General features: G+C 68.6%; 11 protein-coding genes. 9 read left to right on the forward strand and 2 right to left on the reverse strand.

What is annotated here, in order from left to right; translation table 11 throughout:
- Positions 1-24: 24 nt before the first annotated feature.
- Entirely contained in the window at positions 25-1,473 is a 1,449-nt protein-coding gene (locus tag WMK75_RS00245; RefSeq protein ID WP_347265643.1) for a TrkH family potassium uptake protein, read from the forward strand.
- Here WMK75_RS00245 and WMK75_RS00250 read toward each other — a convergent pair.
- Positions 1,470-2,930: a peptidoglycan-binding domain-containing protein gene (locus tag WMK75_RS00250; RefSeq protein ID WP_347265644.1), complete on the reverse strand. Its 1,461-nt coding sequence runs from the start codon at positions 2,928-2,930 to the stop codon at positions 1,470-1,472. The genes WMK75_RS00245 and WMK75_RS00250 overlap by 4 nt on opposite strands.
- Positions 2,931-3,014: 84 nt before the next feature.
- On the opposite strand from WMK75_RS00250, the gene WMK75_RS00255 reads away from it, so the two are divergent.
- The 8 genes from WMK75_RS00255 to glmM all read left to right on the forward strand — a co-directional run bounded on the left by WMK75_RS00255 (position 3,015) and on the right by glmM (position 13,318).
- Positions 3,015-3,965, forward strand: coding sequence for a glycine--tRNA ligase subunit alpha (locus WMK75_RS00255; protein ID WP_347265645.1), 951 nt, complete (start codon positions 3,015-3,017; stop codon positions 3,963-3,965).
- On the forward strand, positions 3,962-4,444 hold the full coding sequence (locus WMK75_RS00260) for a DUF6446 family protein (protein WP_347265646.1): 483 nt from the start codon (positions 3,962-3,964) through the stop codon (positions 4,442-4,444). The genes WMK75_RS00255 and WMK75_RS00260 overlap by 4 nt, the downstream gene beginning before the upstream one ends.
- Positions 4,444-6,666, forward strand: coding sequence for a glycine--tRNA ligase subunit beta (gene glyS, locus WMK75_RS00265; RefSeq protein WP_347265647.1), 2,223 nt, complete (start codon positions 4,444-4,446; stop codon positions 6,664-6,666). Before WMK75_RS00260 ends, glyS begins: the two co-directional genes overlap by 1 nt.
- Before the next feature lie 154 nt (positions 6,667-6,820).
- The gene (locus WMK75_RS00270) at positions 6,821-9,382 is read left to right on the forward strand and encodes a putative PEP-binding protein (RefSeq protein WP_347265648.1); all 2,562 of its coding nucleotides are present in this window, start codon (positions 6,821-6,823) and stop codon (positions 9,380-9,382) included.
- Positions 9,383-9,596: 214 nt separating this feature from the next.
- A complete protein-coding gene (locus WMK75_RS00275) occupies positions 9,597-10,139 on the forward strand; it encodes a cell wall hydrolase (RefSeq protein ID WP_347265649.1) in 543 nt (180 codons plus the stop codon).
- Positions 10,140-10,215: 76 nt separating this feature from the next.
- The gene (locus WMK75_RS00280) at positions 10,216-10,998 is read left to right on the forward strand and encodes a dihydroneopterin aldolase (protein WP_347265650.1); all 783 of its coding nucleotides are present in this window, start codon (positions 10,216-10,218) and stop codon (positions 10,996-10,998) included.
- Between the two features lie 8 nt (positions 10,999-11,006).
- Positions 11,007-11,978: a dihydropteroate synthase gene (gene folP, locus WMK75_RS00285; protein ID WP_347265651.1), complete on the forward strand. Its 972-nt coding sequence runs from the start codon at positions 11,007-11,009 to the stop codon at positions 11,976-11,978.
- Complete coding sequence (gene glmM, locus WMK75_RS00290) at positions 11,975-13,318, forward strand: phosphoglucosamine mutase (protein ID WP_347265652.1); 1,344 nt, start codon at positions 11,975-11,977, stop codon at positions 13,316-13,318. Before folP ends, glmM begins: the two co-directional genes overlap by 4 nt.
- A 125-nt stretch (positions 13,319-13,443) precedes the next feature.
- On the opposite strand, the gene WMK75_RS00295 is transcribed toward glmM, so the two are convergent.
- Positions 13,444-14,814: an amino acid permease gene (locus tag WMK75_RS00295; RefSeq protein ID WP_347265653.1), complete on the reverse strand. Its 1,371-nt coding sequence runs from the start codon at positions 14,812-14,814 to the stop codon at positions 13,444-13,446.
- Positions 14,815-14,916 lie beyond the last annotated feature (102 nt).

The following is a 14,916-nucleotide window of genomic DNA, read 5'->3' on the forward strand; positions in this document are numbered from 1 at the left end:
TGGCGCCGGGGCAAGCAGGTCGGCATGATCGATACCCGCCCGGTGGCCAACATAGTCGGCAAGATCGTCGTCACGCTGGGCGCGACGATGGCGCTGCCGATGATCGTCGATCTGTGGCATGGCGACCCGCATTGGCTGGTCTTTCTGGAATGCGGTTTCCTGACCATGCTGGCGGGGGGGCTGGTGGCGCTGGCCACGCGGCGCAGGGAAAGTTCGCTCAACATCCAGCAGGTGTTTCTGCTGACCGCGATGCTGTGGCTGATCGTGCCGGTCGCCGGGGGACTGCCCTTCATGCTGGGGGCGCCGGGGGTGGGCTTTACCGACGCCTATTTCGAGGCGATGTCGGGGGTCACCACCACCGGCACCACGGTGTTTCCCGACCTTGACGGCCTGCCCAGGGGCACGAACCTGTGGCGCGCCTTCCTGAACTGGGCCGGGGGGCTGGGGATCATCGTCGTGGCGATGATCTTTCTGCCGGTGATGAAGGTCGGCGGCATGCAGTTCTTCCGCTCGGAGGGGTTTGACACGCTGGGCAAGATCCTGCCGCGTGCCTTCGACATCGCGCGCGAGATGACCGGCGTCTATATCGCCATGAGCGCGGCCTGCATGATCGTGTTCATCCTGCTGGGCATGACCGGCTATGATGCGCTGGTGCTGGCGCTTTCGACCTGCTCGACCGGCGGGTTTTCCCATCTCAACGCCAGTTTCACGCCCTTTGTCGGCCCGGCGGAATATGCGGCCTCGGTGTTCATGATCCTGGCCTCGATCCCCTTCATCCGCATGGTGCAACTGATCCGCGGCCAGGCGACGCCCTTGTGGCGCGACATCCAGGTGCGTGCCTATCTGCGCTGGACCTTCTACGCCATCCTGGCGATCGTCATCTACCGGCTGCTCTGGCAGGGGGCGGCGCGGCCGTTCGACGTGATCCGCGAGACGACGTTCAACGTGATCTCGACGTTTTCCGGCACCGGTTTCGCCTCGACCGATGTCACGCAATGGGGGCATTTCCCCTTTGCCGTGCTGGTGGTGGTCGGGTTGATCGGCGGCTGCACCGGCTCGACCTCGTGTTCGGTGAAGGTGTTTCGCTATCTGGTGCTGTTCCAGGCGATCAAGGCGCAATTGCGGCGCATGCAGTCGCCGCACCGGGTGTTTCCGCTGCTTTACGACGACCGCCCGCTTGACGAGGATGTGGTGAATTCGGTCATGGCCTTCTTTACCCTGTTCATCCTCAGCTTTGGCCTGCTGATCGTCGGGCTGGCGCTGACCGGGCTGCATCCGCGGACGGCGCTGACCGGGGCATGGACCGCCATCGCCAATGTCGGCGTGGTCTGGGGGCCGGAACTGACCGGGAACGGCTCGGTCTCGGACCTGCCGGCAAGTTCGAAATGGCTGATGATCGCCGGCATGTATGTCGGCCGGCTGGAGCTGCTGTCGGTCTATGTCCTGCTGCTGCCGCGCTTCTGGCGCGGCTAGTCCGCGGCGGGAATGGCGGTACCCACCTCGCCGGCGCCGGGGGCAAATCGCGCCAGCCTGTCCGAGATCTCGGCCGCCAGCCGGCGCTGGCCCTCGGGGTCCGAAAGCGGCCAGATCAGCACGAAGCCCTGCACGCGGCCATCGACCACCGTGCCCTCGGCATGGCCGATATGGGTCTGGTTGCGCCCGTCCAGCAGGATGCTGCCGCGTTCCACCCTGCGTTCGGGCGCCGGCACCCAGCCCAGCGCGGTGACCAGCCCGGCCAGGTCCAGCATCTCCTGCTGGCCGCCGGGTTGCGAGAACAGGATCAGCGCCGCGCCCGAGCCGTTCCGGGGTCCGTAGATCGACAGCGCCCGTTCGGCGCGGTCGAACTGCAGCCTGTCCATCGGCGCTGGCAGGCTGAGCCCGGTGTGGCTGTCACTGAGCGTTGTCAGGCCGATCTCCTGGCGCCAGGCCTCGCGCCGGCGCAGCAGCTCCGCCATCGCCGCCCCCGGTTCGGGCGAGGCGCGCAGGCGCACGATCTCGGCGGCGATCGCCTCGCGCGTCATCGGCCCGTCCTTGCCGTCGATGGCGCCGTCGTAATGGCCGGCCCAGCGCAGCGCCCGCTGCACCTCGGCCAGGTCGGGCATGGCGACGGGCGCGGCGTCCGGATCGGGCGGCGGCGCCAGGTCCGGCCTGGCGCCGATGATTTCAAGCTCGCCCATCTCGGCGCCAGGGGCCAGGAAGGCATCCTCGGGCACCACCCCGGCGGCGCGGAACGCCCTGAGCCAGGCCTTGCCGGTCGTCTCGTCCATGGGGCCGAAGCCGACCGCGTGGTGGCCGTTGGGCAGCGCCCACAGCCCGGCCTCGGGCAGGGTGCGGCGCCATTTCGTCAGCATCTCCTCGGCCTTGAGGCGATCACTGCTGGATTCGATGCGCATGAAGAACTGCGGCGCCGCGGGTAGGGGTGCGGGTTCGGGGGCGGGCACCGCCTCGGGCGCGGGCTCGGGTGCCGATGCGACCTCGGCGCCGTCCTCGCCGGCCAGATCGTCCAGCGCCGCCTCGGCCCCCTCCGGCGTGGGCTGCGACATCTCGCCCGGCCGGAAGGTCGAGCCGGGCGCGGTCGCCGGTTGCGGCGCGCGGGCCGGGGCCGCCGGGGCCGCGCCGGCCAGCGGGGTCAGCACCCGGTTAGCTGCGGGCGAGAGAAAACTGTCGCCTGGCACCTTGCCTTCGGTCTTCAGCGCCGCCAGCCGGGCATCGGCGGCCTCGCGCGGCATCGGCCCCAGCGCGATGGCGAACCAGCCCTCGGCCAGCGGGAAAGTCACCACGTCCGGAAAGGACGCGCCCCAGGCATCGGCGGCGGTCTGCGCGGCCTCGGCGCTGCGCCGCGCCTCGATGCGGATCACCACATCCTCGGCCAAGGCGGGCGCGGCCGCAAAGAGCGGCAGCGCCGCGCCGATGATGAAAGCAAAGCGCATGCAAGTCCCTCTCATTGACCCTGCGCCGCCCTGTGCCTAGAAGGCGGCTGACATTTCCTGCCAGTTTTGCCGAAGGATGCAGAGATGACCAGCCCAAAGGACAATCAGACGGCGAAACCCGTCTGCTTCCAGGACGTGATCCTGCGGCTGCAATCCTATTGGGCGGGGCAGGGCTGCGCGGTGCTGCAACCCTATGACATGGAGGTGGGCGCGGGCACCTTCCATCCGGCCACCACGCTGCGCAGCCTGGGCCAGCGGCCCTGGGCCGCGGCCTATGTCCAGCCCTCGCGCCGGCCGACCGACGGCCGCTATGGCGAGAATCCGAACCGGCTGCAGCATTATTACCAGTATCAGGTCATCATCAAGCCCAGCCCGCCCGATCTGCAGGACCTGTATCTGGGCAGCCTCAAGGCCATCGGCCTCGATCCGCTGGCCCATGACGTGCGCTTTGTCGAGGACGACTGGGAAAGCCCGACGCTTGGCGCCTGGGGCCTGGGCTGGGAGGTCTGGTGCGACGGCATGGAGGTAAGCCAGTTCACCTATTTCCAGCAGGTCGGCGGCCATGACTGCCGTCCCGTCTCGGGCGAACTGACCTACGGGCTGGAACGGCTCGCCATGTATGTGCTGGGCATCGAGCATGTGATGGACATGCCCTTCAACCGCCCCGATGCGCCGATCCCGCTGAGCTATGGCGACATCTTTCGCCAGGCCGAGCGCGAATATTCGCGCTGGAACTTCGACCAGGCCGACACGCAGATGCTGTTCCAGCATTTCGCCGATGCCGAGGCCGAATGCGACCGCACCCTGTCGGCGGCGGAAGACGACGCTGCGGGCCGCCGCATCCCCATGGCGCATCCGGCCTATGACCAGACGATCAAGGCCAGCCATCTGTTCAACCTTCTGGACGCGCGCGGCGTCATCTCGGTGACCGAACGCCAGGCCTATATCGGCCGGGTGCGGGCGCTGGCCAAGCGCTGCGCCGACCTGTTCCTGACCACCGAGGCCGCGGGCCTTGACGAAAAAGGTGTCGCATGACCTCGGGCAAGATCGTCGTTTCCATGCTGGTGCTGATCGCGGTGATGACCGGCATCGTGGTCTGGTATCTGCAGGTCTACGGCTTTTACGAGGACGTGGACGAGATCACCGGCGCGCAGGAAATCGTCATCACCGACACCGCCGGCGCCACGCATCCGGTGGCCATCCAGGGCTTCAAGGCCATCGACGCCAAAAGCTCGCCCATCCGCTATCGCGCCTGCTTCACGCTGGACGTGAAGGAGCTTGCCGATGCCGCGCCCTATCCGGATGCGACGCCGCTGAACGGGCCGCGCTGGTTTCAGTGCTATAACGCCAAGGGGCTGACCCAGGACCTGGCCAGCGGCGCCGCCCGCGCCTTCCTCGGCCAGTCCGAGATTCGGCCCGACGTGGACCGGGTGATCGTCGCCTATCCCGACGGCCGCGCCTTCTCCTGGCACCAATTCAACGACAAGACCCCCGAACGCGGAGTGATGGACTGATGCCCGAACTTCTGATCGAGCTGTTCTCGGAAGAAATTCCGGCGCGCATGCAGGCCCGCGCCCGCGAGGACCTGAAGAAGCTGGTCACCGACGGGCTGGTCGAGGCCGGGCTGACCTATGCATCAGTCGGGGTGTTTTCCACGCCGCGCCGGCTGGTGCTGGCGCTTGAAGGTCTGAGCGCCGAAAGCCCGACCACGCGCGAGGAACGCAAGGGCCCGCGCGTGGACGCCCCCGAGGCGGCGCTGCAGGGATTTCTGCGCGGCGCCGGGCTGACCCGCGACCAGCTTGAGGCCCGCGACGACAAGAAGGGCCAGGTCTGGTTCGCCACCATCACCCGCCCCGGCCGTCCGGCGGCGGAAATCGTCGCCGAGGTGCTTGAGGGCGCGATCCGCAACTTTCCCTGGCCCAAGTCGATGCGCTGGGGTTCTGGGGCCCTGCGCTGGGTCAGGCCGCTGCATTCCATCATCTGCCTGCTTTCGGACGAATCCGGCGCCCATGTGGTGCCGTTCCAGATCGACGGCATCCGCGCCGGCAACATGACCCGCGGCCACCGCTTCATGGCGCCCGGCGCCTTCAGCGTTTCGGGCTTTGACGATTACGCCGCGAAGCTGCGCCGCGCCCGCGTCATGCTGGACCCCGCCGAGCGCGCCGCCGCGATCCGGCAAGAGGCGGAAAACCTCGCCTTCGCCCGCGGCTGGCAGATCGTCCCCGACGAGGGGCTGCTCTCAGAGGTCGCGGGGCTGGTCGAATGGCCGGTGCCGCTGTTGGGCGCGATCGAGGAGCGGTTCCTGACCCTGCCGCCCGAGGTGCTGCAGACCTCGATGAAGGAACACCAGAAGTTCTTCTCGGCGCTGAACCCGAAAACCGGCCGCATCGAGGGCTTCGTCACCGTCGCCAATATCGAGACCCCCGACCACGGCGAGACCATCCTCAAGGGCAACCAGCGCGTGCTTGCCGCGCGCCTGGCGGATGCGGCTTTCTTCTGGGAACTGGACCTGCGTGAGGCGAAAGCCGGCATGGGGACCTGGGCCGAGGGGCTGAAATCCGTCACCTTCCAAAGTGATCTTGGCTCGCAGGCCGACCGGGTAGAGCGCGTTGCTGTGTGGGCGCGTGAGCTTGCACGGCTGGTCGATGCCGGGCCAGATGAGGTCGGGCAGGCGGCGAGGATCGCCAAACTCGACCTGCGCTCGGCCATGGTGGGTGAGTTCCCGGAGCTTCAGGGCGTGATGGGGCGCTACTACGCGCTGGCTGCGGGCCACCCCGCCGAAGTCGCCGATGCCGCCCGCGATCACTATTCGCCGCTCGGGCCGTCCGATGCCGCTCCAACCGAGCTAGTTTCCGTTGTGGTGGCATTAGCCGACAAGCTGGACTTGTTGACCGCGTTCTGGGCCATCGGCGAGAAACCCACGGGAAGCAAGGATCCATTCGCGCTCCGCCGTGCCGCCCTAGGGGTCATACGTCTGCTTTGTGAGAATCAGTTGCGCATCGAGCTGCGTGCTGTCTTTGCTCTCATGCTTTCGCCGTGGGAGACATTTTTTGCTTCCCACCGTGTTCAGCGCCCGGTCTTGGACCTTATCAGCCTTGCCGGCGCCACAGGGGTCAGCCAGCGCAGCTTTGATGCGTTGCTTGAGGAATATGACCACGCCTCCCGCCGTCTGTCCGACATTGATGTTCGGCCTACGGTTCGGACGAAATCGACCGACCTCCTCACCTTCTTCCACGACCGCCTGAAGGTTTTCCTCAAGGACCAGGGCATCCGCCACGACATCATCGACGCCGTGCTGACCATGCCCGGCAACGACGACCTCGTGCTCTTGGTGAACCGCGCCACCGCGCTTACGGACGTGCTGAAGACCGCGGACGGCCCGAACCTGCTGCAAGGGCTGAAACGCGCCGGCAACATCCTTGCGCAGGCCGAGGAAAAGGACGGCGTCGAATACAGCTTCGGGGCCGACCCGAAATTCGCCGAAACCGATCAGGAACGCGCGCTGTTTACGGCACTCGACACCGCCGAACCCGCGATCCGAGCTGCGGTCAAATCCGAGGACTTCCCCGCCGCCATGGCTGCCATCGCCAGCCTGCGCGCCCCCATCGACGCATTCTTTGAGGCGGTGCAGATCAACACCGAGCATCAGGTGGTGCGCCGCAACCGCCTGAACCTGCTCAATCGCATCCGCGAAGCCGGTCGCCTGATCGCCGATTTCGGCAAGATCGAGGGCTGAGCCGCTTTCCGTTTGCCGAGATACCCCGGGGAAGTGCTGCCGCGGCCCCGTCGAGGGGCCGCAGCAGCGCCGGGGGCCAAAGCCCCCGCGCGCCCCGCGGCCAGCTTCTTCGCACTTGCAGCATGGGGCGCGACATGCCTAATCTGGCGCCACCATGACCGCATTGACCGAACCAGGCTCCATCGTCGAGATCACCCCTTCCGAGGGGATCCAGATCGCACGCCACGGCTGGCGCGCGAAATGCCTGCAGCGTCTCATCCGCATGGAACTGCCGGTGCCGCCAAGCTTTGCGCTGTCGGTCGAGGCGGTGCGCGCCATCGCCGCCGGGCAGATGCCCGATCAGGCCCGGCTGGCCGAGATCATCGCGCAGGCCGGCGGGCTGGTCAGCGTGCGACCTTCGGCGGTGGACCCGGCCTGGGGCGGGCCGGGCACGGTGCTGAATGTCGGGATCAACCACGACGCGCATGCCCGCCTGGCCGAAAGCCGCGGCAAGCCCGCGGCCGACGCGATCTATCTGGGCTTCGTGCAGGCCTATGCCATCCATGTGGCGCGACTGGATCCTGACATGTTCTCGGACCCCGACGAGGACCTGGACGCCGCCCTGCGCGCCTATGAGACCGAGACGGACGAGGAATTCCCCCAGGATCCGTCGCGCCAGCTTGCCGAGGTGCTGCGCTCGATGGCGCGCGCCTGGGACGGGCCGACGGCGCGGCTGCTGCGCCAGGCCAAGGGCGCGCCACCCAATGCACCTCTGGGACTGGTGGTGCAGGTCATGGCCCAGGCCATCGGGCCGGGCGTCACCGGCTCGGGCACGCTGCAGCTTGTCGACAGCGTCACCGGCACGGCGCGCATCACCGGGCGCTTTCGCGGCCAGACCCAGGGCCGCACCCGCGGCGAGGGCGCCGAGACGCTGTATCTGACCCGCGACCCGCGCGGCCCCTCGCTTGAGGAGGCGGCGCCCGCGGTCTTTGCCGATCTGGCGCGTTTCGGCGCCGCCGCGCGCGAACGGCTGCGCGACGAGATGCAGATGGAATTCGTCGTCTCGGACAGCCGGCTGTCGATCATCGACGCGACGCGGGTGCAGCGCTCGTCCCGGGCCTGCGTGCGCATCGCGGTGTCGCTGGCGCGCGACGGCATCATCCGCCCCGATGAGGCGGTGATGCGGGTCGAGCCGCGGGCGCTGTCGGACCTGCTGCACCACCAGGTCGATCCGCGCGTCCCGCGCGAGGTGCTCGCGCGCGGCATCAACGCCAGCCCCGGCGCCGCCACCGGGCGCATCGTCTTTTCCGCCGCCGCCGCCCAGGCCGCCGAGGCGCGGGGCGAACGCGCCGTGCTGGTGCGGCGCGAGACCGTGCCCGAGGACATCCGCGGCATGCATGCCGCCGTCGCCGTGCTGACCGAGCGCGGCGGCATGACCAGCCATGCCGCGGTGATCGCGCGCGGCATCGGCCTGCCATGCATCGTCGGCGCCTCGGGCATCGCCATCGACACCCGCGCCCGCACCCTGCTGGCCGGCGGCCGCATCCTGCACGAGGGCGAGGAGATCACCCTCGACGGTACCTCGGGCGAGGTGCTGGCCGGGGCGGCCGAGATGCTCGAGCCGGCGCTCGATGACAGCTTCACCCAGCTTCTGGAATGGGCCGACCAGCATTGCCGCATCAAGGTGCGCGCCAATGCCGACACGCCCGAGGACGCCCGCACCGCGCGCAGGTTCAACGCCCAGGGCATCGGGCTGTGCCGCACCGAGCACATGTTCTTCGACGACGAGCGCCTGCCGGCCATGCGCGAGATGATCTTTGCCGGCCAGCCCGAGGACCGCCGCCTGTCGCTGGAGCGCCTGCTGCCCATGCAGCGCAGCGATTTCGCCAAGCTGTTCGGCATCATGGCGGGGCTGCCGGTCACCATCCGCCTGTTCGACCCGCCGCTGCACGAATTCCTGCCCCATGACCGCGAGGGCATGCGCGAACTGGCGGAATCGCTGGACCTGCCGCTGTCGGACGTGACCCGGCGCGTCGATGCCCTGTCCGAGTTCAACCCGATGCTGGGCATGCGCGGCGTGCGGCTGGGCATCACCGTGCCCGAGATCTATGACATGCAGGCGCGCGCCATCTTCGAGGCCACGATCGAGGCCAGCCGCAATGGCGATCCGGTGGTGCCCGAGATCATGATCCCGCTGGTCAGCGCCCGGCGCGAGGTGGAACTGGTCAAGACCCGCATCGACGCGGTGGCCGCGGCCGTGCGCAACGAGACGCGCAAGGATTTCACCTATCGGCTGGGGGTCATGGTCGAGACGCCGCGCGCGGCGCTGCGCGCCGGCGACATTGCCGAACATGCGGCATTCCTCAGCTTCGGCACCAATGACCTGACGCAGATGACCTACGGGCTGTCGCGCGACGATGCCGGTCGTTTCATGGGCATCTATGTCAGCCAGGGCGTCTATGCCGAGGATCCGTTCCACATTCTCGATCGGGACGGCGTCGGGGAACTGGTCGCCATCGGCACCGAACGCGCCCGCAGCCACAAGCCGGGCATCACCATCTCGGTCTGCGGCGAACATGGCGGCAATCCGGAATCGATCGCCTTCTGCTTGCGCGCTGGGGTGAATTACGTCTCGTGTTCGCCGTTCCGGGTGCCGGTGGCGCGGCTGGCGGCGGCGCAGGAATCGATTCTGATGGCGGCCGACGCGACGGAAACCGACCCGGCGCCGCAGGTCTGACCCCGGCCGGTTTGGCACCTTCCCGCCAGAAGCCGTTTTTCCCGTCGGCGGGTTTTCGCCGGAATCCCCCGATATGCGGCCAATTTGCCACTGCGCGCAACTGCGCACTGGATCGGGGCGGGGGGTTTCTGGCCTGTTGCGCACGCAAGACGGCCCCGAGCGGGGCTGACGACGAAATCCGCCGGGCCTGGCCCGGATCGAAAACAGGACCAACATGTCGATCAACAAGTCATGGCTGGCGCGCGTTTCCGTGTGTGTCGCCGTCGCGCTTTCGCCTGTCCTCGCCGCCTCTGCCAAGGCCGAGAGCCAGGACCGCACAGCCTATGAGACCAAAAGCAAAAGCCAGCGCCAGGCCGAGGCGCGGACCCAGATCAGCACCCGCGATCTGCAATGCCTGTCCGAGGCGCTGTATTTCGAGGCCCGCGGCGAGGGCGTCCAGGGCCAGCGCGCCGTGGCCGAGGTGATCCTGAACCGGGTCGATCATCCGCGCTTTCCGAAATCGGTCTGCGGCGTGGTGAACCAGCGTGGCCAGTTCACCTACAACAAGAACGCCCGCATCCGCGAGAAGGGCACCTTCGCCCGGGTGCAGAAGGTGGCGGTCGCGGCCCTGTCGGGCGAACCCCGCACCCTGACCAATGGCGCCACCTATTTCCACACCAAGGCGGTGCGCCCGTCCTGGTCCAAGCGCTTCGAGCGCACGACCCGCATCGGCAGCCACATCTTCTATCGCTCGGGGCAGCGCGTCGCCTCGAACTGAGGCCGGCGCCGGAAACCTGCGGCCGCGCGCCGGTCCCCGCCTTGCGGCGGGGGCGAAATCCTGAAAAACCGGCGTCATGGACCAGCCCGACCGTATCCACCTGCGCGATTACCTCGTCTCGGCCGAGATCGGCGCCTTTCAGACCGAACGCGGCCACCCGCAGCGGCTGCGCTTCAACCTCGAGGTCGAACTGGCCAGCCATGTCGTCGGCGTCGATGACGAGGTGGACCGCATCCTGTCCTATGACATCCTGACCGGCGCGGTGGCGGCAGGGCTGGCGGACCGCCGCTATGACCTGCTCGAGACCCTGGCCGAAAAGATCGCCGCGCAGGTGCTGGTGCATCCGCGCGCGGCGCAGGTCGCGGTGACGGTGGAAAAGCTCGACCGCATCCCCGGGACGCTGGGCGTGACGCTGGTGCGCCAGCGCGCCCGCGTCGCCGCCGATCCGGTGGCGGCGCCGATGCGGGTGATCTTTCACGGCCGCGATCTGGCCCTGCCCGAGGGCGCGGCGGTGCTGGTCCCCGCCTCTCCCGGCCTGCCGCTGCCGCAGGGCGGCCATGCCCGCGAGATCGAGCTGCTGGCGCTGGACCAGGCGGCCTGGGCGCTGGCCGGGCATCTGGGCCTGACCGTGGCCGACAGCCGCACGGAACTGGACTGGGCCGCGACCGAGGGTCGCGCCGTGGTCTGGGCCCCGGCGCGCATGGTGCGCCATGTTGCGGGCCTTGCGGCCGATCCGCATGCGCTGGCGCTGTGGCTGGCCGAGCGGCTGGGCGCCAGTCGGCTGGACTGGGCGCTGCCCGAAGGCGCGCCACTGCCGGTGGCGCCGGCGGGCTTTGCCGTGCCCTGCGGGCCGCTGTGATCCCGGCCATGTCCGAATATTTCCGCCCCATCCCCTGCGAGACCGGCCGTTGGCCGCTGGCGGGCGGCTGGCTGCGCTTCTCGCGCCTTGAGCTGCTGCGCCGGGGCCACGCGCCCCGCGTGGTCGACAGCGCCCCCGCCGCAGTGCTGGCGACGCTGACCGCGCCGCGCGCGCCGCTGTCGGGGCTGACGCTGGACCGGGTGCGGATCATGGGCATCGTGAACGCGACGCCCGACAGCTTTTCCGACGGCGGCAGCTATGAGCCCGCCCGGCAGGCGCGCCGCCTGGCCGCCGAGGGCGCCGAGATCCTGGACATCGGCGGCGAATCGACCCGCCCCGGCGCGCAGGAGGTGCCGCAACCCGACGAGCTGGCCCGCATCCTGCCGGTGATCGCGGCGGCGCGCGGGCTGGCGACGATCTCGGTCGACACGCGCAAGGCCGGCGTGGCGCGCGCCGCCATCGCCGCCGGCGCCGGCATGGTCAACGATGTCTCGGGCTTTGATTTCGACCCGGTGATGGCCGGGGTGGTGGCGGGCTCGGGCCTGCCGGTCTGCCTGATGCATGCCCAGGGGATTCCGGCGACCATGCAGGACAACCCCAGCTATGGCGATGTGCTGCTGGATGTGCATGACGCGCTGGCCGCCCGCATCGCCCGCGCGGTCTCGGCGGGAATCCCCCGCGAACGCATCGTGATCGATCCGGGGATTGGTTTCGGCAAGACCGAGGCGCATAATCTGGCCATCCTGCGGCGGCTTTCGCTGTTTCACGGGCTGGGTTGCGCCGTGCTGCTGGGGGTGTCGCGCAAGCGCTTCATCGGCAGCATCGGCGGGGCCGAGCGGCCTGCCGACCGCCTGGCCGGCACGCTGGCGGTGACGCTGGCCGGGGTCGCGCAGGGCGCACAGATCCACCGCGTCCATGACGTGGCACAAACAAGACAGGCGCTTGCCCTGTGGCAGGCCGTGAACCGGGGCGAGACATGAGCAGGAAACTTTTCGGCACCGACGGCGTGCGGGGCCGCGCCAATACCCATCCGATGACCGCCGAGATGGCCTTGCGCCTGGGCGCGGCCGCCGGGCGCTATTTCCGTCGCCATGGCGAGGACCACCATCGCGTGGTAATCGGCAAGGACACGCGGCTGTCCGGCTACATGCTGGAAAACGCCCTGACCGCCGGCCTGACCAGCACGGGCATGAACGTGCTGCTGCTGGGGCCGGTGCCGACGCCGGCGGTGGGCTATCTCACGCGCTCGATGCGGGCCGATCTGGGCATCATGATCTCGGCCAGCCACAATCCGGCCGCCGACAACGGCATCAAGTTCTTTGGTCCCGACGGGTTCAAGCTGTCCGACGAGGCCGAAGCCGAGATCGAATCCATCGTCGCCGGTGAGATCCGCCCGGCGCAGCCCCACAACATCGGCCGCGCCAAGCGCATCGACGACGGGCGCGGGCGCTATGTGGAATATGCCAAGACCACCTTCCCCTCGGGCCAGCGGCTGGAAGGGCTGAAGGTCGTGGTCGATTGCGCCAATGGCGCCGCCTATCGCGCCGCGCCGGACGTGCTGTGGGAACTGGGGGCCGAGGTGATCGGGCTGGGCGTCAGCCCGAACGGCCACAATATCAACGACGGCGTGGGCTCGACCCATCCCGAGGCCTGCGCCCGCGCGGTGGCCGAACATGGCGCCGATCTGGGCATCAGTCTCGACGGCGATGCCGACCGGGTGATGATCGTCGACGAAAGGGGCCAGGTGGCCGACGGCGACCAGATCATGGCGCTGCTGGCCGACCGCTGGGCCGGGCAGGGGCGGCTGCGCGGCGGCGCGCTGGTCGCCACGGTGATGTCGAACCTCGGGCTGGAACGTTTCCTGCAGGGGCGCGGGCTGCGGCTTGAGCGCACCGCGGTGGGCGACCGCTATGTGGTCGAGCGCATGCGCGGCCAGGGCTTCAACCTGGGCGGCGAGCAGTCGGGCCATATCGTGATGACCGATTATGCCACCACCGGCGATGGGCTGATCGCCGGGCTGCAGCTGTTGGCGGCGCTGAAGGACAGCGGCCGGCGGGCCTCGGAACTGGTGGCGCAGTTCGAGCCGGTGCCGCAACTGCTGAAGAACGTGCGCTATCAGGCCGGGGCCGATCCGCTGGCCGCCGATGCGGTCCAGGCCGAGATCGCCCGCGCCGAGGCGCGGTTGACCGGCCGCGGCCGGGTGCTGATCCGCAAATCCGGCACCGAACCGCTGATCCGCGTCATGGCCGAGGCCGAGGACGAGGGCATGCTGCGCGAGGTGGTCGAGAACATCGTCGCCGCGGTGGAACGCGCCGCCTGAGCCGCAAGAGCCCGTGCGCCCGCCACGGCGCCGGCAGGACCGGCGTCTTGCCACCCGCAGCGGTGGCAAGAGCGTTTTTTCCCGTTGACCCCATGGGGCGGCGCATGAGGCGGCGCGGCGGCCGCCTACAGCTGGCTGTAATGCTGGGCCTCGGCCGTCACGGGGGGGATTTCCGGGCGCCGGCCCCAATACCGCCGCGCGGCATAGGCCACCAGCAGCACGAGCAGGCTGACCACCCCCAGCAGCAGCGGAGTGCGCTGCGAGGGGATGAAGGCCATGGCGACGACGATGCCGACCATGCCGCAGATCGCCACATAGGTCAGATAGGGATAGGCCCACATCTTTACCAGCAGCCGCTCGGGGGCCTCGCGTTCGAGCCGCGCGCGCAGGCGCAGTTCCGAGATCGAGATCAGCACATAGACGAAGATCGCCACCGTGCCATAGGAGTTGACGAGGAACGCGAACACCGTGTCGGGGGACACATAGGACATGATCACCGAGGCATAGCCGAACAGCGTTCCGAACAGGATCGCCCGCACCGGCACGCCGTTTCTGCTGAGCTTGGCCAGGCTCCTGGGCGCATCCCCGCGCTTGGTCAGGGCAAACAGCATCCTCGACGACGCATAAAGCCCCGAGTTCAGCGCCGAGAGCACGGCGGTCAGGACGACCGCATTCATGATCTGCGCCGCGGCCGGGATGCCGATCGCGTTCAGCGCGCTGACATAGGGGGTGGCGATGCCCGGATCGTTCCACGGCACGATGCACACGACCAGGAAAACCGAACCGACATAGAAGAACAGCACCCGGGTGATGACCGAATTGGTCGCCCTGGCCACGGCCTTTTCCGGCTCGGCACATTCGGCCGCGGCGATGGTCACGATCTCGGCGCCGAAATAGAAGCCCGTCGCGGCGACGGCGCCGGTAAAGATCGGCGCGATGCCGTTGGGGGCGAAGCCGCCGTGGCTGGTCAGATAGGAAAAGCCCGGCGTCTCGCCCGGCCACAGCCCCAGCACGAAAAGGGTCCCGAGGAACAGGAACACCACGATGGCCGCCACCTTGATCGAGGCGAACCAGAACTCGAACTCGCCAAAGGACTTGACGGAAAACAGGTTCGTCACGGTCAGCAGCATCATCAGCACCAGGCTGATGATCCACCCCGGCAGATGGGGCAGCCAGAACTGGATGAGCATGGCCCCTGCCACCGCCTCGAGCGCGACGACGATCACCCAGAAATACCAATACATCCAGCCGGTCAGGAACCCGGCCAGATCGCCCACGGCGGTGCGGTCCCCCCAGGCCAGCCGGGCATATTCGTAGAAGGACCCGACCGCCGGCATGGCCACGGCCATTTCTCCCAGCATGCGCATCACCAGCACCACCAGCAGGCCGGTGATCAGGAACGAGATGATGGCGGCCGGCCCGGTGGCCTGGATCAGCACGCCGCTGCCGACGAACAGGCCGGCGCCGATCACCCCGCCCAGGGCGATCATCGTCATGTGTCTTTGTTTCAGGGCGTGTTGCAGTCCGGTATGTTCCGGCACGCTGCCGCCGTGATCACTGTCTTGAGAACGCATGTGTTTTCCCCTTGCAAGAGAAAC

Origin of the sequence: Paracoccus sp. (in: a-proteobacteria) (assembly GCF_039808215.1) — a bacterium.
Taxonomy (GTDB): Bacteria; Pseudomonadota; Alphaproteobacteria; order Rhodobacterales; family Rhodobacteraceae; genus Paracoccus.

What these genes read in the sequence shown, in the direction of transcription:
- WMK75_RS00255 (WP_347265645.1), top strand. Translation starts at nt 3,015, where the DNA reads ATGACCAGCCCAAAGGACAATCAGACGGCGAAACCCGTCTGCTTCCAG.
- WMK75_RS00260 (WP_347265646.1), top strand. Translation starts at nt 3,962, where the DNA reads ATGACCTCGGGCAAGATCGTCGTTTCCATGCTGGTGCTGATCGCGGTG.
- WMK75_RS00275 (WP_347265649.1), top strand. Translation starts at nt 9,597, where the DNA reads ATGTCGATCAACAAGTCATGGCTGGCGCGCGTTTCCGTGTGTGTCGCC.
- WMK75_RS00295 (WP_347265653.1), bottom strand. Translation starts at nt 14,814, where the DNA reads ATGACGATGATCGCCCTGGGCGGGGTGATCGGCGCCGGCCTGTTCGTC.
- WMK75_RS00250 (WP_347265644.1), bottom strand. Translation starts at nt 2,930, where the DNA reads ATGCGCTTTGCTTTCATCATCGGCGCGGCGCTGCCGCTCTTTGCGGCC.
- folP (WP_347265651.1), top strand. Translation starts at nt 11,007, where the DNA reads ATGTCCGAATATTTCCGCCCCATCCCCTGCGAGACCGGCCGTTGGCCG.
- glmM (WP_347265652.1), top strand. Translation starts at nt 11,975, where the DNA reads ATGAGCAGGAAACTTTTCGGCACCGACGGCGTGCGGGGCCGCGCCAAT.
- WMK75_RS00280 (WP_347265650.1), top strand. Translation starts at nt 10,216, where the DNA reads ATGGACCAGCCCGACCGTATCCACCTGCGCGATTACCTCGTCTCGGCC.
- glyS (WP_347265647.1), top strand. Translation starts at nt 4,444, where the DNA reads ATGCCCGAACTTCTGATCGAGCTGTTCTCGGAAGAAATTCCGGCGCGC.
- WMK75_RS00270 (WP_347265648.1), top strand. Translation starts at nt 6,821, where the DNA reads ATGACCGCATTGACCGAACCAGGCTCCATCGTCGAGATCACCCCTTCC.
- WMK75_RS00245 (WP_347265643.1), top strand. Translation starts at nt 25, where the DNA reads ATGATCGATACCCGCCCGGTGGCCAACATAGTCGGCAAGATCGTCGTC.